Annotated in this window: 19 protein-coding genes; 6 read left to right on the top strand and 13 right to left on the bottom strand. The window is 35.5% G+C overall.

Features of this window, described 5'->3' with window-relative positions; translation table 11 throughout:
- Nucleotides 1–4 precede the first annotated feature (4 nt).
- The 5 genes from ACP3T3_RS05130 to ACP3T3_RS05150 all read right to left on the bottom strand — a co-directional run bounded on the left by ACP3T3_RS05130 (nucleotide 5) and on the right by ACP3T3_RS05150 (nucleotide 6,366).
- Nucleotides 5–1,357: a TolC family protein gene (locus ACP3T3_RS05130; RefSeq protein ID WP_426478843.1), complete on the bottom strand. Its 1,353-nt coding sequence runs from the start codon at nucleotides 1,355–1,357 to the stop codon at nucleotides 5–7.
- Nucleotides 1,358–1,437: 80 nt separating this feature from the next.
- Nucleotides 1,438–2,031, bottom strand: coding sequence for a TetR/AcrR family transcriptional regulator (locus tag ACP3T3_RS05135; protein ID WP_426478844.1), 594 nt, complete (start codon nucleotides 2,029–2,031; stop codon nucleotides 1,438–1,440).
- 666 nt (nucleotides 2,032–2,697) lie between these two features.
- The gene (locus ACP3T3_RS05140) at nucleotides 2,698–5,265 is read right to left on the bottom strand and encodes a hypothetical protein (RefSeq protein WP_426478845.1); all 2,568 of its coding nucleotides are present in this window, start codon (nucleotides 5,263–5,265) and stop codon (nucleotides 2,698–2,700) included.
- A gap of 22 nt (nucleotides 5,266–5,287) precedes the next feature.
- Nucleotides 5,288–6,016, bottom strand: a complete 729-nt coding sequence (locus ACP3T3_RS05145; RefSeq protein ID WP_426478846.1) for a GLPGLI family protein — start codon at nucleotides 6,014–6,016, stop codon at nucleotides 5,288–5,290.
- Between the two features lie 65 nt (nucleotides 6,017–6,081).
- Nucleotides 6,082–6,366, bottom strand: a complete 285-nt coding sequence (locus tag ACP3T3_RS05150; protein WP_426478847.1) for a hypothetical protein — start codon at nucleotides 6,364–6,366, stop codon at nucleotides 6,082–6,084.
- Between the two features lie 150 nt (nucleotides 6,367–6,516).
- Here ACP3T3_RS05150 and ACP3T3_RS05155 point away from each other — a divergent pair, with 150 nt between their 5' ends.
- The gene (locus ACP3T3_RS05155) at nucleotides 6,517–6,909 is read left to right on the top strand and encodes a helix-turn-helix domain-containing protein (RefSeq protein WP_426478848.1); all 393 of its coding nucleotides are present in this window, start codon (nucleotides 6,517–6,519) and stop codon (nucleotides 6,907–6,909) included.
- 33 nt (nucleotides 6,910–6,942) lie between these two features.
- Here ACP3T3_RS05155 and ACP3T3_RS05160 read toward each other — a convergent pair whose 3' ends face one another.
- The 6 genes from ACP3T3_RS05160 to recQ all read right to left on the bottom strand — a co-directional run bounded on the left by ACP3T3_RS05160 (nucleotide 6,943) and on the right by recQ (nucleotide 14,168).
- Entirely contained in the window at nucleotides 6,943–7,767 is an 825-nt protein-coding gene (locus tag ACP3T3_RS05160) for a CvfB family protein (protein ID WP_426478849.1), read from the bottom strand.
- 522 nt (nucleotides 7,768–8,289) lie between these two features.
- Nucleotides 8,290–9,693 (bottom strand): dihydrolipoyl dehydrogenase, encoded by a 1,404-nt coding sequence (lpdA, locus tag ACP3T3_RS05165; RefSeq protein WP_426478850.1) that lies wholly within the window; start codon nucleotides 9,691–9,693, stop codon nucleotides 8,290–8,292.
- 168 nt (nucleotides 9,694–9,861) lie between these two features.
- Nucleotides 9,862–10,209, bottom strand: coding sequence for a cupin domain-containing protein (locus tag ACP3T3_RS05170; RefSeq protein ID WP_426478851.1), 348 nt, complete (start codon nucleotides 10,207–10,209; stop codon nucleotides 9,862–9,864).
- 43 nt (nucleotides 10,210–10,252) lie between these two features.
- The gene (locus ACP3T3_RS05175) at nucleotides 10,253–10,597 is read right to left on the bottom strand and encodes a hypothetical protein (protein WP_426478852.1); all 345 of its coding nucleotides are present in this window, start codon (nucleotides 10,595–10,597) and stop codon (nucleotides 10,253–10,255) included.
- Between the two features lie 78 nt (nucleotides 10,598–10,675).
- Nucleotides 10,676–11,758, bottom strand: a complete 1,083-nt coding sequence (locus ACP3T3_RS05180) for a glycosyltransferase (RefSeq protein WP_426478853.1) — start codon at nucleotides 11,756–11,758, stop codon at nucleotides 10,676–10,678.
- A 205-nt stretch (nucleotides 11,759–11,963) separates the two neighbouring features.
- Nucleotides 11,964–14,168, bottom strand: a complete 2,205-nt coding sequence (gene recQ / locus ACP3T3_RS05185) for a DNA helicase RecQ (protein ID WP_426478854.1) — start codon at nucleotides 14,166–14,168, stop codon at nucleotides 11,964–11,966.
- Nucleotides 14,169–14,326: 158 nt separating this feature from the next.
- Between recQ and ACP3T3_RS05190 the strand changes: the two genes are divergently transcribed.
- The 5 genes from ACP3T3_RS05190 (at nucleotide 14,327) to ACP3T3_RS05210 (ending at nucleotide 23,189) form a co-directional block, all read left to right on the top strand.
- Nucleotides 14,327–15,286, top strand: coding sequence for a KpsF/GutQ family sugar-phosphate isomerase (locus tag ACP3T3_RS05190; protein WP_426478855.1), 960 nt, complete (start codon nucleotides 14,327–14,329; stop codon nucleotides 15,284–15,286).
- Between the two features lie 133 nt (nucleotides 15,287–15,419).
- The gene (gene tatC / locus ACP3T3_RS05195) at nucleotides 15,420–16,247 is read left to right on the top strand and encodes a twin-arginine translocase subunit TatC (protein WP_426478856.1); all 828 of its coding nucleotides are present in this window, start codon (nucleotides 15,420–15,422) and stop codon (nucleotides 16,245–16,247) included.
- Nucleotides 16,248–16,472: 225 nt separating this feature from the next.
- Complete coding sequence (locus tag ACP3T3_RS05200; RefSeq protein WP_426478857.1) at nucleotides 16,473–19,430, top strand: reprolysin-like metallopeptidase; 2,958 nt, start codon at nucleotides 16,473–16,475, stop codon at nucleotides 19,428–19,430.
- Between the two features lie 138 nt (nucleotides 19,431–19,568).
- Nucleotides 19,569–21,200, top strand: coding sequence for a M1 family metallopeptidase (locus ACP3T3_RS05205; RefSeq protein WP_426478858.1), 1,632 nt, complete (start codon nucleotides 19,569–19,571; stop codon nucleotides 21,198–21,200).
- 132 nt (nucleotides 21,201–21,332) lie between these two features.
- Nucleotides 21,333–23,189 (top strand): peptidase M61, encoded by a 1,857-nt coding sequence (locus tag ACP3T3_RS05210; RefSeq protein WP_426478859.1) that lies wholly within the window; start codon nucleotides 21,333–21,335, stop codon nucleotides 23,187–23,189.
- 124 nt (nucleotides 23,190–23,313) lie between these two features.
- Here ACP3T3_RS05210 and ACP3T3_RS05215 read toward each other — a convergent pair whose 3' ends face one another.
- A complete protein-coding gene (locus tag ACP3T3_RS05215) occupies nucleotides 23,314–24,483 on the bottom strand; it encodes a sensor histidine kinase (RefSeq protein WP_426478860.1) in 1,170 nt (389 codons plus the stop codon).
- A gap of 6 nt (nucleotides 24,484–24,489) precedes the next feature.
- The gene (gene dacB, locus ACP3T3_RS05220) at nucleotides 24,490–25,863 is read right to left on the bottom strand and encodes a D-alanyl-D-alanine carboxypeptidase/D-alanyl-D-alanine endopeptidase (protein WP_426478861.1); all 1,374 of its coding nucleotides are present in this window, start codon (nucleotides 25,861–25,863) and stop codon (nucleotides 24,490–24,492) included.
- Nucleotides 25,864–25,916 lie beyond the last annotated feature (53 nt).

Consider the following 25,916-nt stretch of genomic DNA (forward strand, 5'->3'; position numbering starts at 1 on the left):
TTTATTATAAGTTTTGTAGTGTGTTTAGTTCACCCTTAGCTTTTATCAGTTTGATCTCTGCCTGTTTGTAATCCAGCAATGCATTAGAATAGTTCTGTTTTGCCTGTGTCAGAGCATTTTCAGAATCCAGCACTTCTGTAAGTGTTGCTAACCCGTATTGATAATTTGACTGGGTATTTTTCTGAACTCTTTCTGCCAATTCTACATTATCTTTCATGCTTTCGATATTAATCAATGCATTTTCCATATTGGTGACTGCATTTTTATAATCTAAACTTAAGTTCAGCTGAGTGTTTTCAATGTCAACATCAAGACTCTGAATATCAATTTCTGCCTGATTGATCTTCGCTTTTGTAGCTCCTCCCGTGAAAATAGGAATATTTACATTCAAACCAATTGCTGAATAATCACTCCAAAGAACACCTTTACTAAGACCATTTGTCAGCGGGAATTTTGCTCCGTTTGCTCCCCATCCGTAGTTCGCAGTAAGATTTACTGATGGATAAAGATAAGCTTCCGTCGCTTTTTTATTGAAAACCAAAAGTTCTCTGTTTTTATTTAAAACTTTAATCTCTGTACGATTATTAAGATTTACGCTGCTCGCAATCAGCTCAGGCTTTGGTTCAATCTCTTTTTCTTCAAGCTCGATGTCTGTAGAAATCGGGATTCCCATATAAAACTTCAGCGCATTTTTTGAAAGTTCAACAGAGTTGATTAAAGTCTGCTTATTGGAACCAATATTCGTAAGCTGAACATTTGTTCTGTCTAAATCGATTGATTTTGCCAAACCGTTATCCACCAGACTTTTAATAACATTTCTTACTTTTTCAGTGTTGGCATAGCTGGCAGTTACCGTTTTAAGATTTTCCTCTTGTACGAATACCTGATAATAAGCTGTTGCTACATTTTCAATAATCTGTTCATTGGTTAACTGAGCATTCAGTACATAAAATTCTCTTGTTGATTTTGCAGCTTTAAGTCCTGTAAACACTCTTTGGTCAAAAATCGCCTGCTGAAGTTGTACAGAAGCTGTTGAACCCCAAGGCTGTCCAAACTGAGCCCTGATTTTTTCCCCTCCAAATTCCAGCAAAGATTCCTGGATAATCGGGTTATAGGTTAAACCCGCCGTCGCACTGACCTGCGGAAGAGCACCAGCTCTGGCTTCATCAATCTTATATTCGGCTTTTTTGATCTGTAAAGCAGCTTTTTTAGCTTCTGCCTTATTTTGAAGTGCCTGTTTGATTGCTTCCTGCAGGGAAACCTGCTGCTGGGCAGACATCAAGGTAGAGCCGAAAATCATAAATGCTGAAGCTATCCCAATTTTTAGCTTTGTAGCAGTTATACGTTTTCTATTCATAATTTTATACTTCGTTTATTTTTTATTTAATTTTCAGTCATTTATTTATTTCTAATTGACGAATTACTGTAAGAAATACTTTAGTTTTTGAACAACATATTGATAATAATTTCTTTTCGTTCTGAAATAATCTGATCATATTCTTTATCATTAATCAATAAATTTTCCATAAATAATGGTCTTATGGCACTTGGGAACACCAATAGCGAAACCATATTCAGAATAAACTGAACCGGTGCCATTTTCTCAATATTTCCCAATTCCATTTCTTTTTCGATATCACTATACATTTCGTTCAGGATATCTTCCTCAATTTCTCTGTGATGGCAGGTTCCTTTATTGATCTGTGACACAATATACGTTTCCAGATACGGATACTGAAGGCTTGTGGAAAGGCTGCTTTCTATGAATTTGCTGATCTTTTCTTTAAAAGGAAGATCAGAATTCTGAATAATCTTTGATTTTTCCTGCTCTACTCTTTGCGCTTCATCAAAGATGATCTGGATAAGCTTATCCCTGGAACGGAAATAGTAATTAATAAGGGTTCTATTCACTCCTGCTTCATCTGCGATCTCCTGCGTAGTAGCATCAAATTTTCCTTTCACAAAGAATAAATTCTTCGCTGTCTCCTTGATCAATTCCTGTGTTTGGTCTTTTTTTGCTTGATTTGACATTTTTGTTAAACAAATTTGTGCAAATTTATAGTAAAATTTATTTTTGACAAAATTGTTAAACAAAAAAATTAAACGAAAATGTTATGACATCCGTCATGTTTTTTTAAGGAAATTAATGTTAGAATGTAAAGCTTTAACTCCATGTCTATAGGCTCTTACTTCAGATGAGAGAAATCACTTTTCAAAATGGGAGATATTTACTACAACAATGATAATGGCAGCAAATAAATCCTGAATTTGCTCGACCTTGACAGATGAATCTTTAGTTACAGAATTAAATCCTTTAGCAAATCTTGCAGAACAGCGGGTTTTTGATTTGAATGATAAATGGTTTTAAAAAGGAAATAATACAACTCCTACAAGGATTAGTTTTTTTAAAAAATTGACAATTTGAATCTTTGAGTATCCCCATTGATATTAAAAGCGTCTTTTTTATACTTTTATTGTCATAAAAAAATCAATTGATAAATGTTTTATCTTTCTTTTGATGCTTTTTGTTTCTTAGCATAAGGCTGTCCGACAAGTTTGGACAGCCTCAATTTTTGCTGATTTTATTCGTACCCTTAAGTATATGAATATTTGATTCTCAGAAGGTGTATCTGACTATTAGGACACTCCCATTATTTGAATAAAATTAAAATTTCTGATTATTCAGAGTAAACAAAATCAGAAATTATATTTCAATCCACCCATAATATATCCATGTAATGCTATTGTTGAAGTTTCATCCGTTCCTAAAAGTGAAACAGAGCTATTTATATAATTAAATGAGTTTAGATTTAATATATTATTCATAGCCATATTATATTCCAAGACCGAATTTTCTTTCCTATATGAAATTTGGCCTCCTAATAAAAAATTCTTTATTGTATTTTGTTGCGTTTTTTGGATGAGGTATTCTCCTAGAAAATTTCCAATCCATTCTTTTTTAATATTTGTTCGAATTCCTAAAGATAATTTTAAATTCTGTTGACTTGAAGCAGTATTAAAAAGACTTTGATTAAAAAATGATTTGGTAAATGTATATCCAAAATCAAATTGTATAGGTATTTCCTTAAAATTTGTTAAGAGCTTTTGTTCTATTTGAAAGTTTTTCAAATTAGTCTGATTCGTTTGATGGTTAATAAAATTATTAGTACGACTATATGATCCAGTAAATTTAGATTTGAGTGAGAGAAAATCCTCTAACCTTCTATCATCAGAAACAAGTAAGAACCAACGATCATTTAAACTACCCAGAACATTCAAAGTTTCCGAAATCATCCCATAGTTAGATACATCTGATGTAAAATTAGAACTTGCTTTTTCATACATCAACACAGCAAAAAAATAGTTTCCTTTTTTCAAATTGAAACGAATAAAATTGAATTTGAATGTCTCCGTATTAATCAAAGTTTCTGGAAATAAGGAATTATTCCGCATATATGATAAATTACGATTGTAATTTTCATCATATAATAGTTGAGTAAATTCCGGAGATTTATATTGATTTATATATTCTAAACTGAAAACCATACTTGCTTTTGAGCGTAGTTTGTATTGTATCTGCAAGTTCTTTTCGAAATAATGCTTTTCTATCTGATTAAAATTGATAAAATGGGAACTTAATGTTCCTGAAAAGTCAAAACTCCCTATGCTTTTCTGAGTGAAAATTTCATTAAGGTAGTGGTGTGTTTTCAGATTTCTTGTTTCAGATCTATTACTAAAGACTTCTGATAATACAGCATTTTCATCTTTGATAGAAAATCCTGATCTAAAGTTAGCCGTAATAAATTTGAAGCTATTTTTAAGAGAAAAATCCACAGTGTATTTTTTAGAATCAGTATCTAATTTTTGTGATAAACTATTAAGGGAATTTTGAAAAATATTCTCAGTAGAATTTATATTTAACAAAGACATATAATTATTTTGCTGTTGAGAAAAAGCAAGGATTATTTTAGAACTATTAATTTTTTTGTTCCAAGAAAGAAAATTACCAAATGTTGTACTTTTAACAGTATTTTCAACATCAAAAACACTGTTTTTAAGAAATGTATTTCTGTTTATGCTTTGATTAAAATTGTCTTCTGAGGGATTGTATCCAAAACTATAATATAAAAAACTATTGTCTGAGAACGTTTTTTTTACTTTAATTTGAGTTGTTCCAAAATATCCTTTGTTTTTTTCTACACGATTTTCAAAAAAATTATAGGTTGCAGGTTGCTCTGGAAATGCTATTCTATTAATTGTTGAGAGTTTCTCTAATTTTGAGCGATCAAAAATTGAAAATGCAGTTACAGACAAATTTTTCCCTGATTTTGAATATTGCAACGCTCCAAATAGATTATCTTTTAATTTTACTTTTCCATCGTTATTTAAAAAAGCGGGGATATCAACATTCGTCACATTGTTTGTATTACCCACTTCTTCCTGCTTATTCATTTCATAAAAATCCATCATGCTTATAGGATCTTTAGCAATTGAATTGACATCAGTGATTAATGCTAAATTTCCAGATTTGCTGAATTTGAATAGATTGGCGTGTGCAAGATAACTATTTTTATTTCCATAATTAGCTTCTACATTTCCTGTGATCCTTCCTTTATACTCATCTTTAAGTTTTAAATTAAGTGCAGTAGATTGATTTCCGCTAATTGTTGTATAGTTCTTCCAAAAATCAATTCCTTGAATCATATCAGCAGAAATATTCTGAGTTGCCATTTTATGATTCTTTCCAAATAGTTCATTACCATCAACCAAAACCTGCCCTACAACATTTCCATTATTGGTTACTTTTCCATTTTCATTGATATCTAATCCTGGTAATTTTTTGATCAGATCTTCTACGGTTCTTTCAGTTCCGTCTTTAATCACTTTTAAGTTGTAAGAAATGGTATCTCCTTTTGCAAAAGCAATTTTGGGCCGTGATTTTATTTCTACTTCTTTTATTTCTGTGATCTGTTGCTCCAAAGTAATTTCAAAGTCTGACTTTTCCGATGTATTGATTTCTACAAATTTTGTTTTGTAGAGTAATGAAGTAAATTTTAATGTATAAACTCTTTTTGTTGAGATATTAATATTACAAATTCCTTGTAAATCAGTTTTTTTGAATTGCAATGTTCGTCCATTTTGTTGGAGCTGGACATTGATGTTATCAAGTTGTTTTCCTTGCTGGTCAACAACCTTTATCAAAATATTTTGTGAAAAGTACACACCGAATAAAAAAAGAAATAATAATGTAACAACACCTTTCATACTTTTAATATTCAATTTAATTCTACTTAGAGTTTTGCATTTTTTGTTTAAATGCTTCTAAATTTTCTCTTCCATTTTTTCTCATTTTATCCTTGCCTTCTTTTATTTTTGTCTCCAATTCTAGTCCTTTATAGACCGAAAGTATGGAGTCCATTTTTTTTATTTCGTGTTCTTTACAATCTTTGGAAATATGAGTGGCATAACACAAATATTTAGAATTTTCAACTTTCAAAACCAAACCTGGCAGGCTGTTAAAATTATAGGGTCCGGCGGACACCGGAATTTCCTCAGTATACCATACTCTACTGATAATATTACCTGTTTTGACAATTGCTAGTTTACAGAGATAGTTTTCAATAATCAGATTTTCATCCTTATATTCAATCTCAGAGCTGCTGTCTGGATAATATCCGTAGAATTCCTCAACTCTGTAATCGTTTAACTGATAATAACTGTTTTGGTTTTTAAATTTAAAGTATTCCTTTTTTTGTTTTTTATTTATGTTTTTTTCATCCGAGACTAATTCTGTAAAATAAGAATTTCCCCCATAATAGTAGAGAATACAAGACTCGGGGTGCTTTTTTAGCTGTTCTATTTTTTTCAGCATTTGATCTTTCATTTCATCAGATAACTTTGCGTCTCCCCAGGAAACATTAGTTTGATGAATAACTTCGTAGTTTACTTTTAATTTTTCCTGTGAATGGATAAATATTGAAAAAAAGAACAAAAAGAATATAATAGATTTATACATTTCAAAATAAATTTAGAAGATAAGAGACTTAAATAAGTCTCTTATCAAATTAAGTTTAGTACTAATTAATACCAAATATAGAGGCTAACTTCAGCATTGTCACATTCATAACTTATCTCCATTGACCCTTGATACTCTAATTCTCCATCAACTTCATCAAAAAAAGCATGAATATCCGTACAAGTTGCTTTTAATAAATCTTCTTCAATAGAATTGATTTGATAAGCTTTTGCAACTTGCTTTACTTCTTTTGCTGTAGCAGTTTCTACTTCATTTTTTTGTACGTTGTCTTTAGCAAATCCTAAAGTTGTTCCAGCAACCAAAAGCACTGTGAATAGATTTTTTTTCATAAAATGAAATTTTTAATTTTTAATAATTTTTAATACACTAAAAAAAACATTTGTGCACTTGTGTTTTTCATTATCTAAACTAAACATATCGTTCAATGCAGAGAAATACTTTTAGTAAAAAATATATACTTTTGAGGAAAATAAATACAAATGATTGAAATTGAAAAAATTATTGAGAAAATTACCCAACAAAGAAGTAAAAAAGGCTATACTTTTGAAAACATGGCTCATGAATTGGATATAACTCCAGCGGCTTACCGTAAAATAGAAACTGGAGAAACCAAACTAAGTGTGGAAAGGCTTATGAAAATTTCTGAAATTCTCGGAGAGGATTTATCTAATCTTTTGGATATTAAAAATAAAAATACTATTCATAGCTTGTCTAACGAAGGTAATGGAAATGGCTATGTGGAGACTATTAATAATAATTATAAAGATATCATTAAGGATATTAAAGAAATATATGACAAGCTAATCCAGTCAAAAGACGACCAGATAGTCATGTTAAAAGAACAAATCTCATTTTTGAAAGGTAAAAAATAAAAACGGGCAGAAATTTCTGCCCGTTTTCTTATTTTATAATAATTTGATTTTATCTTCCGAAATATCAATAATCTTATCTTTATAAAGTCCTCCGATCGCTTTTTTAAAGTTTTTCTTACTCATCTGAAGTTCATCTTTAATCTCTTCAGGAGAAGATTTATCGGATACATAAAGAAGTCCATAATTTTCTTCCAGCTTGTTCAGAATCTTCTGCTTGAACTCATCAATATTTTCAAAACCTTCCGGCTGTAAGGAAATATCTATTTTTCCATCTTCACGAATAGTTTTGATATATCCTGTTTCCTCTGATAGTGGATATAGCTTTTTGAAAACATCGGAAGCATAGATCAGTCCAATATATTGTTTGTTGATAACAACATTCCAGCCCAGCTCACTTTCGTTCATCATGATCAGGTCTACCCTGTCACCTTTTTGGAACGGAAGGTCATCATACTGAGGGTTTCTCTTGAATTTTGTAGTTCCGGTAATCAGTTCCATGTCTTCATCTACGTAAATATAGACCAGATATCTTTTCCCTTCCACAATTTTGGTTTTCTGCTGCTTGTAAGGGATAAATAAGTCTTTAATAATTCCCCAGTCCATAAAAGCTCCGCTTGGAAGACTTTGTACACAGCTCATTACTGCAAATTCACCTACTTCAGCCAATGGAATTTCAGTAGTTGCTTTTAATTTATCGTCATCCTGATACACAAAAACTTCAACCTCCTCACCTGTTTCTTTTTCATCCTGAATAAAGATTTTAGGCAGAAAAGCTTTCTCTCCTGATTCGTCTACAAGAATCCATCCTGAATTAATTTTTTCTGAAATTGTTAAAGTCTGAGTTTTTCCGAGTTGCATTGATGATAAAATTAGCTTACAAAGGTACGGAAATTTGAAGATGCTAACCTAGTTAATGCTATTTTAATTCTTTAAAGGTTCCATACAAGCAGCCTAACAATTACAAAATATTAAAAATAATCTTCATTTCAAAAAATAGGTTTTGGCTGAAGCCTAAATGAATTTGTTTTATGAAAAAACGGGCTAAAGCCCGTTTCTATTGAATATATGATTTCTCGAAGTTTAAAATAACAAAAATTATATGATATTATAAGTTAGGATATAATCCGCCAGTTCTCCTTGGCTATCTCAAAATTGAAAGCATCGTACATCCTAAAGTCCCGGTTTTATCTGCACAAATTATAGTATAGATGTAACAAAGTTCAGCTTCTTAACAGCATCCAGCTGATAAAATCTTCTTCACACATGAAATTTTCAAAACCAATCTTCATTTTTATAGCAAAAGCCACATAAAAAGGCTGCTTCAAAAAGAAACAGCCTTTAATTTAAATATTTAAATGATTAAATCTTTTAAATCAATTATTACATATGAATAGGTCTTTTTGCTGTAGCATCCAATGCAGCTTCTTTAATCGCTTCTGCATAGGTTGGGTGAGCGTGAGAACTTCTTGCAATATCTTCAGCACTTGCACGGAATTCCATAGCAATTACTCCTTCAGCAATAAGGTCAGCAGCTCTTGCTCCTATGATATGCATTCCTAAAACTTCATCCGTTTTTTCGTCTGCAATAATCTTAACAAGACCGTCGATATCACCACTTGCACGGCTTCTACCTAATGCTCTCATTGGGAAAGATCCTACTTTGTAAGCCACGCCTTCTTCTTTTAACTGCTCTTCAGTTTTACCCACTCCCGCAACTTCCGGCCATGTATAAACAACACCAGGAATCAGGTTATAGTTGATGTGAGGTTTTTGTCCGGCTAATGTTTCAGCAACAAAAACTCCCTCTTCTTCGGCTTTGTGAGCAAGCATAGCCCCTTTGATAACGTCACCGATTGCATAGATATTAGCTACGTTAGTCTGTAGATGGTCGTTTACTTTTACTCTTCCTCTTTCGTCAAGCTCTACCCCTGCTTTTTCAAGACCAAGACCGTCTGTATAAGGCTTTCTTCCTACAGAAACCAAGCAGTAATCTCCTTCTACCACTACTTCTTCTCCTTTTTTATCTTTAGCCGTGATCTTTACAGTATCTCCGTTTCTTTCAACCGCAGAAACCGCAGTCGAAAGCATAAACTTCATTCCTTGTTTTTTAAGAACTTTGGTCAGCTCTTTGCTTAAAGCTCCATCCATTCCAGGGATGATTTTATCCATAAATTCAACAACAGTTACCTGTGCTCCTAATCTAAGGTATACTGAGCCTAGTTCAAGACCGATAACCCCTCCTCCGATTACTACCAAATGCTTAGGAATTTCTTTAAGGTTTAAAGCTTCCGTAGAAGTAATCACTCTTTCTTTATCTAAAGAGATGAAAGGCAATGCAGATGGTTTAGAACCGGTTGCAATGATGGTATATTTAGACTCGATGGTTTCAGAAGAACCGTCGTTTTTTGTCACTTTAATCTGAGTAGCTGATTCGAAGCTTCCTATTCCTTCAAAAACAGTAATCTGATTTTTGTTCATCAGATAGCTGATTCCGTCTGTATTTTGCTTGATCACTTCGTTTTTACGTTCGATCATTCTAGCGATATCTGCCTTCGGCTCGTTGATGATAATTCCGTGGCCTGCAAAATTGTGTTTTGCATTTTCGAAATGTTCAGAGCTGTCAAGAAGTGCTTTTGACGGAATACATCCAACGTTAAGACAAGTTCCGCCTAAAGTTGAATATTTTTCAATAATTGCTGTTTTGAAACCTAATTGTGCTGCACGGATTGCAGCCACATAACCACCGGGACCAGAACCTATTACGGTAACATCGAATTGACTCATGTTATTGTATGAATTTGTTTATTATTATCTATCTTAATTCTCACAAATTTACATATAAATTACCAAGCACCAAAGTGAGTTTTATCAATTTTAAAAATGATAATTATATGTTTTAGTTTTATGAAAAGTGTTATTTTATGAACTTTATATTTTCCTCAGTCCCCTCCTTCAGATAAACGGCTGTAAAGACAAGTGGTTTTTCTGCGATGCATTATCAAAATGAAGAATTTTCACATTTTTAGGTTCATAGAAAGCATCCCCTTCATGAAGCAACACTTTTTCTTTTCCTTCTATCTGAAAAACGGCTTCCCCTGAATTGATGATTCCCAAGACAGGGCACGGATGCAGATGTTCGGGTGCTCCCTGGCCTGCAGACATTCTTATTTCCTGAATTTCTGTGGATTTAACTTTCTGATCAAGAGCAGTTTTTAGCAATTCTTTTCTGGTGATTGTTTTCTGCTGAGCCACCATTACAACAGAACTCAGCATGAAAACAGCCATTATAAACGGTTTCATTTGATATTCAATTTTACGATGTATGCTTTATTAAATCAATATATTACACATTGAGCTTTCCCTGCCCAAATGTGCCCGTACTTTCAAAAAATGAACCACCATACACATACCAGTCAAGGCTTTCCAGATATTCCACTGCATTTTCCGGAGTGATTTGAGGACGGTCTTTTTTTGAAACAATTCCTTTGTACCATCTTCCTGATTTGGGGAAACTCTCATACTCCACAAAATAATGAATCCATATTCTCTGACACAACTTGCACTGTTGAATCGTTACTTCTCCATATCTTCCGTTGGTGTGATCTATACCTAATTCTGAACTTCTGTATTCAGTATAATTGAAATCAGGCTTTTCGCAGGCGCAATCTAATTTTTGGATTTTATTCATGAATGAAAAATGGGTTTTCAGAAAAAATTTATAATTCCAAAAGTAAGAAATTAATAATTCACAAAGCAAATGAAGTCATTAAGGCTTTATTAAATCCAATAAAACCTTTTCATATTGATCTAAAATAATATTTTTTGAGAATCTTGATTTAATAGAGTTCTTAATAGCATCCCTATTATAATTGCTCTGAAGTATTCTTACAATCTCCTGGGCAAATCTGTCATGGTTCTCAATATCTGCAATTTCTCCGTTTACATTATGCTGGATGATCTCATTGATTCCCCCAGGGCAGTTGTTGGCCAGGGAATACGTTCCACAGGCTCCTGCTTCCAGAAGTACATTGGGAAAACCTTCGTATCTTGAAGAAAGGATAAATAAATCTGCATATTTCAGATATTGGTAAGGATTTTCCTGTCTGCCGTGAAAAATGACTTTTTTTAACCCTAAAAGTTCTTTTGTCTGAAGTAACAGATCTTTATCTTTTCCATCGCCTAAAATATGAAGAATAATATTTTCATTTTTAAGTCTTGAAAAAACCTTCAAAAGGTTATCAAATCCCTTTCTGGAAGATAAGTTACCAATGGCCACAACATTTTTGTAATTGTACTTGAAGCATTCGGGTTTTAAAGATACTGCCAGTTTATTTTCAATAAAATCAAAGTCTACAGGATTATTGATCTTTACGATTTTCTTCTTTTTAATATTGAAGTTATCAACAAGATCTTTCATCATATCATCGCTTTGAGCAATGATTCTCTGGTAGTTATTGTAAAAATTGTAGAAAAATTTAATCTCTTTACGGGTTACATGCTGGGTAACAACATTGGTTTCCCTGGCAATAAATTTCGTTCTCGGAAAGAGTTTTATAAACAGGGATAAATAAGCGTTTACCTCACCAAATCCTGAGAAAACAATATCGGGTTTCCTTCTGTAGATTTCGCCTAAGATTGGCTTTAATGAATGTCTTATTCTTTCGGTATTGATATCAATGATTTCGACATCTTTTTTCAGAAAATCCAAATATCCGCCTTGTTTACGTAACAGCAAAATCTTAGGCTCAAACCTATCTCTGGAAAGATGATTCGCTATGGTAGTAACAATCCTTTCTGCACCCCCGGTTTCTAAATCCGGCAGAATAAATATGACAGATATTTTTTTCATCACATCAAAGTTAGTAAAAAGTTTAGTTATATGTCAAATCTTACAAAGGTGAAAATTGCTGTTTTGATGCTTATTAACAGAAATTAACTAAGCTTTAAAAACGGATCTATTTTCTCGATAATAAGCCTGGTATCCTAAAAAAATAAAGTAAGCTTTTCAATGAAAAGCTTACTTTATTTTAATTTACATTGTAAAAAATTTATTTTTAATTTGCTACATCGCTGATAAACTTGATTCTCAACATTCTCACTTCTTCATCAGACAATTCATCTCCAAATTCATCCAGCAATACTTTCATACTGTCGCTTTCAGATTCATTCATGAATTCCATGAAGCCGTCTACGATGTCTTCATCAAAATTATCTTCAATATAATAGTCGATATTCAGTTTTGTTCCCTGATACACAATCCTTTCCATTTCTTTCAGAAGCTCGTCTATAGAAAGGTTTTTAGCTCTTGCTATATCTTCAAGATCAATCTTTTTATCAGTACTCTGGATGATGAAAACTTTGTGGCTTGATTTATTGGCGACCTGTTTCAGCACCATATCCTGAGTACGTTCGATATTGTTATCTTCTACATAGGTTTTGATATAGTCTGCGAATTCTTTACCATACTTTTTAGCTTTACCTTCGCCTACTCCATAGATTTTGGTAATTTCATCCACCGTAATCGGATACTGAACCGTCATATCTTCCAAACTCGGATCCATAAACACTGTATAGGGTGGAATTCCATGTTTCTTGGCTACTTTTTTTCTGAGTTCTTTCAACAGGTTAAAAAGATTCTGATCCAGACCTCCTCCAGCCTGCTGCTGTACCTGATCACTCTCGGCTTTCGTCTGGGTAAGATCAAATTCTCTGTCTTCAGCAATTGAAAAGAGGCCTTTAGATTTACCATTCAGGACACTTTTTCCTTTCTCTGTAATTTTTAAAACCCCATAGGTTTCAATATCTTTCTGTAAAAAATTCTGGACAGTTGCCTGTCTTAAAATCGTTTTCCAGTAATTATCTTTTTCTTCTTTTCCAAAACCAAAATAAGAGCTCTGCTCAAGCTTGTAAGATTTTGTCACTGCATTTTCTTTTCCTACAATGACTGATATCAGATCTTTGGACTTGAATTTTTCTCCTGTATCATTAATCAGCTCCAAAGATTTTTTTAAATCAGCAGTTGCATCCTTTAATTTTGGCGGATTGGATGAGTTGTCACACATCTTGGCACCGTCTCCGTTTACCGGATCGAAAGTTTCTCCAAAATAGTATAGAATGTATTGTCTTCTGCTCATGGATGTTTCAGCATAGCCTACCACTTCATTGAGCAACTGCAGTCCGATTTCTCTTTCAGAAACGGGCTTTTGTGCCAGGAATTTTTCCAGTTTTTCAATGTCTTTGGGATCATAGAATGCCAGACAATGGCCTTCACCTCCGTCTCTTCCTGCTCTTCCGGTTTCCTGGTAATAACTTTCCAGTGATTTCGGGAAATCGTAATGGATCACGAAACGAACATCCGGCTTGTCAATTCCCATCCCGAAGGCAATGGTTGCAACAATCACATCCACTTCTTCCATCAGGAATTTATCCTGATTGGCTACCCTTACTTTCTGGTCAAGACCCGCATGGTAGGGAAGTGCATTAATTCCGTTTACCTGCAGAAGCTGGGCAAATTCTTCAACTTTTCTTCTGCTCAGGCAGTATACAATTCCTGATTTTCCTTTATGCTGATTGATAAATTTAACAATTTCCTTATCTACATTGACTTTCGGACGTACTTCATAGTATAGATTGGGACGGTTGAAACTTTCTTTAAACACCAGTGCATTAATCATCCCTAAAGTCTTCTGGATATCATCCTGAACCTTAGGAGTAGCAGTAGCTGTCAAAGCGATCACCGGTACATTGGCGATTTTATCTATAATCTGTTTCAGATTCCTGTATTCCGGTCTGAAATCATGGCCCCACTCTGAAATACAGTGGGCTTCGTCGATAGCAAAGAAAGAAATTTTTACTTCTTTCAAAAAATCCAGGTAATCATCTTTAATCAATGATTCAGGGGCTACATACAGAAGTTTGGTTTTGCCGCTTTTGATATCGTCAAAAACCTGCTTGGTTTGCGTTTTGTTTAGTGATGAGTTCAGGACGTGTGCTACTCCATCATCAGATGAAAGGCCATTCACTGCATCTACCTGATTTTTCATCAACGCTATTAAGGGCGAAACCACTATTGCGGTACCTTCCGAAATAAGAGCCGGAAGCTGATAACATAATGATTTTCCGCCACCCGTGGGCATTAAAACAAATATGTCTTTCCCGTTCAATAGGTTGTCTATAATTTGTTCCTGCTGGCCCTTAAATGTAGAAAACCCAAAATACTTTTTCAATTCGCCTGATAAATTGGCTTTTTTTGCGCTCATCTAATTTTCAATTGCTAAATTTGCATCTCACCCAAAGTTATAAAAATTCTGCTTAAAATAAAAGCGAACGAATTTATAAAAAATAAAATTTATATTAAATATTCTTTTTAAAATATAACGTTATTTAATAACTTTTTTGTATACCTCATCATCATAACATGGATAGAACCAACATTATATCAATTGCAAAAAGTACACTGGAGATAGAAATTTCTGAATTAGAAAAATTAAAAAACAGAATTGATGACCAATTTGCGCGGGCTGTAGAGATTATTCACTCAGCAAAAGGGAAGCTCATCGTAGTAGGAATAGGAAAATCTGCCCATGTTGGGAACAAAATCGTAGCGACATTAAATTCTACGGGTACTCCTTCACAATTTTTACATGCTTCAGAAGCGATTCACGGAGATCTCGGGGTAATTCAGAAGCAGGATGTGGTTTTATGTATCTCAAACTCCGGAAATTCTCCGGAAATCACTAACCTGGTTCCTTATTTAAAAGATTATTCTTCTGCATTAATCGGAATGACCGGAAATAAAGCCAGTAAACTGGGTGAATTTTCAGAAGTTATCCTGGATACCCACGTGGATATTGAAGCATGCCCGAATAAGCTGGCGCCTACAAGCTCTACTACTATACAAATGGCATTAGGCGATGCGTTGGCAGTTGCTCTTATGGAACTGAACGATTTTAAAGCTAATGATTTTGCAAAATTCCATCCCGGAGGAAGCTTAGGGAAAAACCTGACTTCTAAAGTTGAGCAGTTTCTATCTTCTCAGAAGCCTCAGGTTTCGGAAGATTCTCCGATAAGAGACGTAATTATTTCAATCAGTGCATCAAGCCATGGAATTACAGTGGTAACCCATCAAGATCAGATTATTGGGGTTATTACAGACGGAGATTTGAGAAGAATGCTGATGAAGGGAGAAGATATGAGTAAGGTAATGGCTAAAGATATCATGTCTGCCCGTCCGAGAACAATTGAAAAAGATGCTCTGGCTAAAGAAGCCATGAAAGTTCTAAAAGAAAATAATATCGGCCAGCTGGTGGTAACGGAAAACGGAAAATATTTCGGGATTATAGACCTGCATAAACTGCTGGACGAAGGAATTAACTAGAAAATAGAAATCCAGGAGTTAGGAATTAATAATACACGATAATTTGCAGATTAAAAGTAAAATTTAACTAATCATCTGCAGACGCTTACTTCTGTCATTTTTTTTATAAATTTGCGATTTAAAATTTTATTCTGTGAGTGATGGTAAAGACATGTCCTTTCTTGGGCATATAGGAGAATTAAGAGGGCATCTGATCCGATCGATTATTGCTATCATAATTGCGGCTTTTGTGGTTGGTTTTAATATCAACTGGATTATGGACCATATCTTTTTTGGTCCTACCAGAAATGATTTTCCGACCTTTAAAGTTGTTAATCATTTTTCAAGAATGATTTTAGGAGAAGACAGTATCCATCTTCCGAAAGATTTCCCTGTCCGTGTGCAGAGATTATACCAGCAGTTCAATGTGATGATGGCGGTTTCTGTTTTTGGAGGGATGGTAGCTGCATTTCCTTATATTGTATGGGAATTATGGCGTTTTATCGGTCCTGCTTTACATCCGAGAGAAAGAAAAAATTCCATTTATATTATTAATGCCGTATGGATTCTTTTTATGACCGGAGTATTATGCGGTTATTTTCTGATCCTTCCGTTTGCCGTTAATTTCGGAGTTATTTTTAAAATTTCAGATATTATTGTTCCACTTTATGATTTAAGTGATTATACGACTTTATTTTTGCAGGTGGTTTTGGGTATGGGCGTTATTTTTCTTTTCCCTATCCTGATCTATTTCCTTACCAGTATCGGAATTCTTAATCCTACATTTATGAAGACTTACCGCCGTCATGCTATTATTTTGATTATGGTGGTTGCCGCCATCATTACTCCGGCAGATGTTTTAAGTATGCTGATGGCTGCCTTCCCATTGCTCATCTTATATGAATTCAGTATTATGATGTGTACTTTTACTTATAAAAAAGTACAGAAAAGCAACGGAAATCTTCCGGCACAACAACAATAAACAGTATTTTTTACTTATAAAAGCTTAAGCGCTACTATTCGGATGAATAGTAGCGCTTATTTTATATAAAAATTTCAATATTAATTAGATTATTCTTAATATAATTAAAAACAACAATAAAATTCAAGTAAAATTATAAAGTTGGGAGTAATTAACAATCTATCTCTAACTAAAGATTAAAAAAAATACACTATATTTAAAACTTCAATAACAACAATAAAAAATATGAAAAAGAAAATTATTTTAGTCTGTGCATTGGCTTTAAGTTTGGGCGGTTTACAGGCACAACGCTGGGAACCGGTCTCGGAAAAAATCACACCGGTAAGAAAAGAAGTAAAGGTAGAATATGCTTACAAGTTTGATCTTTCTGCATTGAGAAGCCAACTAAAGAATGTTCCTGAAGCAGGAAAAGGAAGTCCGGTAATTGTCTCTGTCCCTACAGCAGACGGAAGAGTTGAAAGGTTTTCAGTATACAGTTCGCCAGTTGTAGAAAAGTCTATGGCAGACCGGTATGAACTGGGAGCATATGCAGGCATCGGGATGGATAATCCACACAAACAAATCCGGTTCAGTACTGCACCGACTGATTTCCAATCTATGGTTTTTGATGCTGATACAGGAAGATACGAATTCATAGAACCCATCAACAAAGAAAAGGATGTATACGGAGTCTTTTTCAAATCCAACAAATCTCATGAAGATCCTTTCGAGTGTAAAACTTCTGAACCTGAAAAGGCAAAAAAAGAGATGAATAAGCTGCTTAAAACCAAAAATGTTTTGAATGGACTGGGTGGTTTTAATAAAAGCAATGAACAGAAATACAGAACCTACAGAATTGCAATCTCCGTAAACGGTGAATATACACAACTTGCCGGAAGCGTTCCATTGGCTGCAGCCCGTATTAATGCTACAATGAACCGTGTAAATGGTGTTTTTGAGAAAGATTTTGGAATCCATATGATTGTGCAGGATCTTCCACAGCTTATATTTGCAGATCCCGCAACAGACCCTTATTCGACTGTAATTACCAATTCAAATGGTACCTATAGTGCTCCCTCAGCATGGAATCTCCAGCTTCAGCAAACCCTTACCAATACCGCTGGTGTAGGAAATAATGCATATGATATAGGACACTTCTTCGGTCACAGAGGTGGTGGCGGAAGTGCCGGAGATGTAGGAAATGTCTGCAGAAATCCTGCAAGCAGCAATGATGCAACTTCTAAAGGAGCAGGAATTACTTCTCCTTCTACTCCGGATCAGCCTTTTGGAGATAATTATGATATCGATTTTGTAGCTCACGAAATTGGCCACCAGTTTGGGGCAGCACATACCATGTCTATTGCTTTGCATGGTGCCCACATGGAGCCCGGGTCAGGATCTACCATTATGGGATATGCCGGTATTACCAATTATAATGTTCAGATGCATTCTGATGCTTATTTTCATACCAAAAATATTGAAGAAGTAGGCGTATATGTCAATTCTCAGGATTGTGGTACGATTACAACCGTAGCCAATACCCCTCCTGCCATTCAGCCAAATGTCAACAAAATGATCCCTAAAGGAACAGCTTTTGTGTTAACAGCTTCTGCAACAGACCCCCAAAATGATCCGATGACCTATACCTGGGAACAATATGATCTGGCTACTTCTGCTTTTGGACCGGTGAGTGCCACCAGAAATAATGGAGCTAACTTCAGATCGTTAATGCCTACCACTTCTCCTACCCGTTATTTTCCTAAATTTTCAAATGTTATTAATGGCACTCTTACCAGTGCTGCAGATTGGGAAACAGTATCCAATATCCCGAGAACTATGAATTTCAAGGTAACGGTAAGAGACAATAATCCGGATTTTGCACAACAGCAGACACAGAGCAGCCTGATGAAAGTGGATATAGGAAATGAAGGTCCTTTTAAAGTAACATCAACTACTGTTTATAATAATACACCGGGAGCAGTTACCTGGGATGTAGTAAATACTAATAATGCTCCGTATAATGTGCAGAACGTTAAAATAGATTATACTACAGACAATGGAACTACATGGACGGTAATTACACCATCTACAGCTAATGATGGTTCTGAACCGTTTTCGTTCTCTTCTCTGGCAACAGGTGCCAGCGTAAAAATAAGAGTAAGCGCAATTGACAATGTATTCTACGCCATTGGAAATGCTACCGTCTCTGCATCTGCAAGTGCCTGTACAACATCTGCTCCGGCAGGTATTACGGTGACCGGTATTACAAGAACATCAGCGTCTGTAAACTGGACTGCTTTAGTAGGGGCAACTTATTCTGTAATGTATAGAAAAGTAGGTACAGCAACATGGACTACTGTTCCTGTTTCAACGAACTCTTACAACATTTCAGGACTTACCGAATCCACTCAATACGAAGTACAGGTTGCCAATGTTTGCGGAGCCTCTGTTGGTTCTTATTCAGCATCAACAAATTTTACCACTTCCCCATTTGCTAAATGTTCAATAACGGGATCAAATGCTGCCGACGAGTATATTTCAAATGTTACGGTAACCCCTGCAGGAATGACCCCTGTTTCGAATAGCAGCAACAATGCACCTTATACAGATTATACCGCAGATCCTTCAAAACTGATCACGCTTATGGCCGGATCTTCAGGTAACAATGTAAGTATTACCAAAGCATGGACAAGTTCACAATATAATGACGGAGTAACGGCTTGGATAGATTTCAACAGAGACGGAGTATTCTCTTCATCTGAAGTCATCTACACCAGTGCACCTAGCATTATAACACCTGTTTCCGGAACATTCTCAGTACCAGCAGATGCTTATACAGGAGGAAACGTAATTATGAGAGTTGTATTAGGCTATGAAAGCCAGCCAAGCAGCGGATGCAGCAACCAGCAGTATGGTGAAGTGGAGGATTATCCGGTACTTATCCAGCAGCAGCTTGCTACCCATGAGACGGTGAAAGACAAGAGCTCAATTCAGATCTATCCTAACCCGGTAAGTGATGTATTAAATGTAACTCAGATTTCATCTAAAGCTCAGTATATCATAACCAATATGGCTGGTCAAAAAGTTATGAATGGCCAGATCAATGATAATAAAATCTCTGTTTCAAAATTAAGTACGGGAGCTTATATTATTTCAATTGAAGATAAAGGAACCACTTCAAATCTGAAATTCATCAAAAAATAAAAACTATCAGTGTTTCACAGCCCGGTCATGACCGGGCTTTTTTTATGTCTTTTTTTAATCTTTATTTAATTTGAGCTCCGGCATGGGGCTATTAATTTTAATTTTATACTTTTGAATAGATTATTAATAAAAGTTTAAATGAAAAAGTTATCATACACACTCTTATTTGCATCAGGACTGGCTTTCGGACAGTTCTTTGAGAAGAATAAGGTTTTCACCAAACAGGATACTTTAAAAGGTTCCAATACTGAATTCAGAAATTTTTGGGATGTTAAAAAATATGACCTTTCTGTAGAGCCTGATTTTGAGCAGAAAAGCATTAAGGGAAATAATAAAATCAGCTTTGAGATCATAAAGGATGTCAGCAGCCCTGTTTTCCAGATTGATCTTCAGCAGCCTATGAAAGCGGATAAAGTTGAAGGAGATCTCCCTATTACAGGCTATAAGCAGGATGGAGATTTTATTTTTATTACTACCAATAAAAAATTCAAAAAAGGCGAAAAATATACGATTAATGTCACGTATTCCGGAAAGCCTACCATTGCTAAAAAGGCACCCTGGGACGGAGGATGGGTTTTCACGAAAGATGAAAAAGGAAATCCATGGATGACTGCTGCTGACGAGGGGATAGGAGCCTCTATATGGCTTCCCACCAAAGATATCTGGAGTGATGAACCTGATAACGGAATCATTATGAAAATTGTAACTCCGAATGAACTGGTAGGTGTGGGTAACGGCAGACTGACAGATAAAAAAACAACCGGCAGTAAAACCACTTATACCTGGGAGGTTAAAAACCCTATTAACGCCTACTCCATTATACCGAGTATAGGAAAATATGTAAATTTCAAAGATACCTTTGATGGGGAAAAAGGAAAACTGGACCTGGACTATTGGGTACTTGACTATAATTTAGACAAGGCGAAAAAACAATTTCAACAGGTAAAACCTATGCTTTCCGCCTTTGAATACTGGTTTGGGCCATACCCGTTTTATGAAGATTCATACAAACTTGTAGAGTCTCCCCACCTTGGAATGGAACATCAGAGCAATGTAGCCTATGGAAATAAATATCAGAACGGTTATCTTGGCAGAGACCTTTCAGGAACCGGCGTAGGATTACACTGGGATTTCATTATTATTCATGAAAGCGGCCATGAGTGGTTCGCTAATAATATCACAGCAAAAGATCAGGCTGATATGTGGATCCATGAAAGTTTCACCAACTATTCCGAAACTCTTTTCACGGAGAGATATATGGATAAAAAGTCTGCTGAAACCTATGTCCAGGGAATCAGAAAAATTATTGATAATGACGTCCCTATTATCGGAAAATACGGAGTAAGGAATGAAGGCAGCGGAGATATGTATCCCAAAGGTGCCAATATGCTTCATACGATAAGACAGGTAATCAATAACGACGAAAAATTCAGGCAGATTTTAAGAGGGCTGAACAAAGACTTCTATCATCAGACGGTTACCACACAACAGGTAGAAAATTATATCTCCTCAAAATCAGGAATCGATTTTTCAACAGTGTTTGATCAGTACCTGAGAACAATAAAAATTCCAACCCTTGAGTATGCTCAGGATGGGGATACGTTAAAATTCCGTTATACCGATGTGGTAAAAAACCTTAAACTGCCGATAATCATCAATGGTGATCAGACCATAAATCCAACAGAAGAATGGCAGACCGTAAAGCTTAAAAAGAACTCTCCGGTTGAGCTTGATCCCAACTATTATATTAATTATAAGAATATTAAATAAAGAAAAAGGCAGATTTGCATACCAGCAGATTTGCCTTTCGCTTTTATATCTTAAAATTTTAAGAAAAGTTTAATACTTTCTCAGTAACAAAATGATAAAAAAATCAACTATTTAACTATTAATATAAACCCAATGAGAAAAACAGTACTTAGTCTTGGTATTTTTGCTGCTTTTTTAGCAAATGCCCAGTCTATAAAAACAACCATCGACCTTGTCAATGTGAAAGATGATAAAGTAGCCGTTACCATGGAGTTTCCGAAAATGAAATCCGGAGATATTAAATTTCATTTCCCAAAGACGGTTCCGGGTACTTATTCTGTAGATGACTATGGAAGATTCATCGAAGGAATCAAATTTTACGATAATAAAGGGAAAGAACTTACCTATACTAAAGTAAATGACAATACGTATGCATTGAAAAATGCGCAGGGTCTTTCCAAAATTTCATACCTTGTGAATGACAGTTTTGATGATGAATCAGATACATCAAAGCATAAAGCCGTATTTTCTCCTTCAGGAACTGATATTGAGGAAGGAAAAGTATATATGATCAATACCCACGGATTTGTCGGGTATATTGAGAATATGCAGGATGTTCCTTATCAGCTGATTGTTCAGAAGCCAACAGATTTTTACGGAACAACAGCTTTGGTAGACCAGGATAAATCCGATGCTACAGATACCTACACGCTGGCCAATTATGCCAAAGTGACAGATTCACCATTAATGTATACAAAACCGGATTATATCACTTTCAACGCCGGGGGAATGGATCTTGTACTGGGTGTATATTCTCCAACAGGAAAATATAAAGCTGCAGATTTCAAAGATAATCTTGAAAAAATGGTGGTTGCCCAGAAGAAATTCCTTGGGGATATGAATACCAATAAGAAGTATGCAATCATGCTTTATCTTTCCGGTGGTGACGGGCCTAGAGTAAAAGGGTTCGGAGCACTGGAACACCACGAATCCACAAGTGTGGTTCTTCCTGAAGCAATGCCGAAAGATGCTATTGACAACACCATTACCGATGTGGTTTCCCACGAGTTTTTCCATACAGTAAACCCTCTGAAGACACACTCTGAGGAGATTCACTATTTCGATTATGCAGATCCGAAAATGTCTCAGCACTTATGGATGTATGAAGGAGGAACGGAATATTTTGCCAACCTGTTTCAGATTCAGGAAGGCCTGATCAATAAAGAACAGTTCATTCAAAGAATTGGTGAGAAAATTGCCAACTCCAAAAGCTATGACGATACAATGCCATTTACAGTAATGAGTAAAAACGTATTAGTGGAGCCTTATAAGGATCAGTACAGAAACGTTTATGAGAAAGGAGCCCTTTTGGCAATGTGCCTTGATATTGAGCTTAGAAAACTTTCCAACGGAGAAATGGGATATCGTGATATGATCAGAAAACTGTCTCAGAGATTTGGTGAAAACAAACCTTTCAAAGATGATAAACTGATTGATGAACTGGTAACGGTAACCGGATATCCTCAGGTGAAAGACTTCTATAACAAATATATTGCAGGAAACCAGCCAACACCTTATGCACAATACCTCAGCATGGTAGGTGTGGATATTAAAAAACAGGAAAGCCAGCCTCTGTTCTGGTTTATCAAAGACCCGAACCAGACAGGTTTTGATGAAAAAACCAATGCTTTTGCTTTTGACGAGCATTCTGCTCTGTCTCCGTTTGCAAAAAGTATAGGATTCAAAATCACTGACCAGGTTCTTGCTCTGGATGGGAAAACAGTAGACATTAAAAAAATACAGGATTTTATCGGGTATACCCGAACCATCAAGGACGGACAGGACGTTACGGTAACCATTTTAAGAGATAATGCCGGTAAGAAAGAGAAAATGACGCTGAAAGGAAAAGCTATTCTGGATAAAATGACCATGGAAATCCCTTCATTCAAGGCGAATCCAACTCCGGAAGAACTGAAACTGCAGACCCAGTGGCTTACGGGTAAAAAATAAAGAGAAAAGCGGGGAAATTTTCCCCGCTTTTTATTTTATCAAGTTGATCTTATTCTTTAACATTCAAACCTAACAGGTTTTGAAAACCTGTTAGGTTTCCCATTTACGTGAATTTCAGTGAGAATCACTCTTCCTTTCTTATCGTTATTCTAAAGGTGCTTCCCTTTCCTACTTCAGTCTGGGAAATCTTGATATCGCCATTGTGGTATTCATGAATGACTCTTCTGGCCAATGAGAGCCCTAATCCCCAGCCTCTTTTTTTGGTAGAATACCCTGGATTAAAAGCATTCCGTGCCTGCTGTTTTGTCATTCCGCTTCCGTTGTCTTTTACTTCAATTAAAATATTCTTATTTCTTTCAAAAACAGACATGGTGATTGCACCCTCTCCTTTCATTGCATCCACGGCATTTTTCACCAGGTTTTCAATGACCCAGCTCATCAGAATTTTATTGTGGGGAACCAGCACGGTATAAGTAGGAAGATTCAGGGTGAAATTAATTTTTCTGGAGATCCGTGTTTTTAAGTAATCATAATTCTCCTGGATGGTTTCATTAAAATTCCTGTCATTCAGCTCCGGAACAGAACCTATTTTTGAGAAGCGCTCCGAGATTGTTCTGAGTCTTTCAATATCTTTTTCTATCTCATGTACACCTTCTGATTCAGGATTATCAAGCTTCATAATTTCCATCCAGCCAATCATGGAAGATAAAGGAGTTCCGATCTGATGAGCCGTTTCTTTAGCCAAACCTGCCCACAGATATCCTTCATCAGTCTTTTTGATCGTTCTGAAAAACCAGAATGAAAACCCGAAATACAGTAAAATAAACAGTCCTAAAATATAAGGTGAATACCGGAGGTTATTAAGCAGACGCGAGTTGTCATAATAAACAAACTGATTATTCCCATCCGGTACTTTGATCTCGATAGGATCATAGTTTTTCTCCATATTCCGGATGAGATCCTGCAGTTTTTCAGGGTCCTTGATGGTACTTTCAGGAATATTTCTGTAGTATCCGAGATCAAGAATCGGGTTTTTGTATTTATCCGTCACAATGAACGGAATGGTATTGTTGATATTCAGGATATCCGGTAAAAGATCCAGCACATCCGTATCCGGAGTTTTTACTTCCTGCTGTATCCTTATCGCTTTGGAAAGAAGACTGATCCTTTTGATCTCCTCTTTTCTGAGAAAATTAATAAGTGATGTAGAAGCCACTACAATAGCGATAACCAAAGTAGTCATGACAACAAAAATGATCCAGTTATTCAGCCTGGTGAGTATGGATTTTCTCAAAGGTATTTATTTTAAAACATTCAGGATTTTCTGCAGCTCTGTATTTCCACTGCCCTGATAGTTGTTGATAATAATCGAAAATACATATTTTTTTCCATCTTTTGCGGTATGATATCCTGCGAAAGACTTGGTATCTCTCATGGTTCCGCTTTTCATTTTCATTCCGTTATCCTGAACAGGAAATCCATCGTAATACGCATCAAACCAGGATTGTTTTTTAGCATATAACAGCGCCTGCACTTCTGCTTTTGCGGCCACATAATTTTGTGGAGAAAGTCCGCTTCCATCAGCAAAATTGATCATATTAGGATTGATCCCTTTTGATTTCCAGAATTCTTTCAGATAAGACACCCCGCTTTTAAAGCTTGGATTTCCTTTTTTCTCTTTTCCTAAAGTTTTAATCAGTGTTTCTCCATACAGATTAATGCTTTTTCTAAGAAACCAATAGATAATTTTATCCAGAGTTGGTGATTGATAGGTAAGGAGAATATTATTTTTCGGAGCAGCCAGCCCCTGTTTTCCTTCTATTTCCAGTTGTGAATTTGTCACTGCCTTTCCAGCAAGTTCAATTCCTGATTCTTTCAGCCACTGTTTCACTTCTGCAGCCAGCTGTAAAGGCGGATTGGGTGTAGATCCGGAAACGGTAACGGTTTTTCCTGATGGAAGCATCCCGTTAATCAATGCTACATCAGAATGGGGCGCTGTAAAAATCAGACTTTGATCTGAACTGCCGCCGGCTTTAAGATCATTCAGCCATTTCACGCCTTCCAGCGGATAGGAAAAGCTTTTAAAATCGGTACCATTTATATTGATATCAAACTGATTTTCTTTCCAGTTGATTCCCCAGACACCGGCTCCATAATAATTGCCAAGATCATCCCAGGGCCATCCTCCGGGAATCGTCTGATGGTCAAAATAAGCATCATCAATTACCAGATCACCTGATATTTTTGTGATTCCTGAATTTTTAATTGCGCCCATCAGCTTCTTTTTAAAATTTTCAGGAGTATAGGCATCATATCTCCAGCTTCCCAAAGTAGGATCACCATTGGAACTGATGAAAAGATTTCCGTTCAGCGTTCCTCCGGAGATATTTCCGGAATAGCTGGAAGTGGTTGTAAACGTATAATTTTTCCCTAACGTTTCCAGTGCAGCACCGGCAGTAAAAACTTTCTGTGTAGAAGCCGTTGAAAGTCCTTTGCTGCCCTGGTATTCATATATAAAGTTGCCGTTTTCATCTGAAACATAAAATGACAGGCTGGAAGAAACTGCTCCTGAAGAATCCATAAGATCCTTTGTTGCTTTATCTAATTTCTGGGCTATATTCTGTGCAGAAAGCATCTGTACAGAAAGCATAAGAACAGCGAGTGTTTTTTTCATTATTGTTGTTTGAATTTAAATGTACAGGTTTCAGATACAGTTTACAATAATTG

Origin of the sequence: Chryseobacterium sp. CBSDS_008 (assembly GCF_049959325.1) — a bacterium.
Taxonomy (GTDB): Bacteria; Bacteroidota; Bacteroidia; order Flavobacteriales; family Weeksellaceae; genus Chryseobacterium.